This window comes from Micromonospora sp. NPDC005324 (assembly GCF_040607155.1).
GTDB lineage: Bacteria > Actinomycetota > Actinomycetes > Mycobacteriales > Micromonosporaceae > Micromonospora > Micromonospora trifolii.
In genome coordinates this window covers 1-1,137 of the sequence record NZ_JBEXGE010000135.1, presented here as the reverse complement: position 1 = coordinate 1,137, position 1,137 = coordinate 1, and the positions used below count along the sequence as shown (strand labels likewise).

Here is a 1,137-nt window from a genome sequence, read left to right as displayed (position 1 = left end):
CCACTTCCTGCGCGACCCATGCCGCCGCTTATTCGACCGGCAAGCGGCTGCGGCATCCTCGCCTGCTGCTCCGACCCGATCGAGCTACGCCGCACATCGCACATCGTCACCCATTGCCCTGCCGCGCGGCACCAGGGCCCCGGCGAAGTCGTGACGATGTCTGACTTGTGAGGCTTGGAGTAGAAGCGCCGCTGTTGGTGGCAGCAAGACGGGCTTGACCTGTTCGGAAGATCATCAAGGTTCTCTACGCCATGCTGATCGTCCGAAGTGAGTCATGCCCGCGCTGCCATCATCGCTGATCTCGTCCCTGTCCTGCGCACGGCTCTGACCGTTGTCGAAACCGCCGGTGGGCTGCCCGAAGCACTCGCTGGTCTGCCTGATCCACGCGCCAGGCGAGGTGTCCGGCACCGGCTGACGGTCGTGGTCACCGTGGCCGTGTGTGCTGTGGTCGCCGGCTACCGCTCGTACGCGGCGATCGCTGAATGGGTCGCCGACGTTCCGGCCACGACGGCTCTCGCCCTGGGCATGACTGCCGATCGGCGCCCATCGGAGGCGATGATCCGTCGACTGCTGCAGGCCATGGACCCACAACTCCTGACCGCGGCGATCAGTGTCTGGCTCGCCGGCCGGGCCATCACCACCTCGACGGCCGGCCGGGCGATCGCCGTCGACGGCAAGACCCTGCGCGGCTCCCTCACCACCGACACCCGTGCCCGGCATGTGATGACCGCCTGCGACCAAGCCACCGGTGTGGTCCTGGCCAGCATTGACGTCGACGGCAAGACCAACGAGATCACCCGGTTCGCGCCGCTGCTCGACCAGATCAGCGTCCTGCGCGACACCGTAGTCACCGCTGATGCCCTGCACTGCCAGCGCGAGCACGTCACCTACCTCGCCGAACGCGGCGCGCACTGGATTTTGACCGTCAAAGGCAACCAGCCCCATCTGCACGCCCAGCTCACCGCACTGCCCTGGCGGGCAGTCCCCGACGCCACCCGTGACACCGACCGCGGACACGGCCGCCGCGAGATCCGCAGCTGCAAAGATCCTGAGCATCTCCACCGGCATCGACTTCCCGAACGCCGCCCAGGCCATCCAGATCCGCCGCCGCAGACGCCGCCTGGACCAGCCGAAACG

The 1,137-nt window shown here is 67.6% G+C and carries 1 protein-coding gene; it reads left to right on the top strand.

Annotated elements, in window-relative coordinates; genetic code table 11:
* Positions 1-420: 420 nt before the first annotated feature.
* Positions 421-1,137, top strand: a 717-nt coding sequence (locus ABZS40_RS36775) for an ISAs1 family transposase (protein WP_354949371.1), incomplete at its 3' end; no start/stop codon positions are given.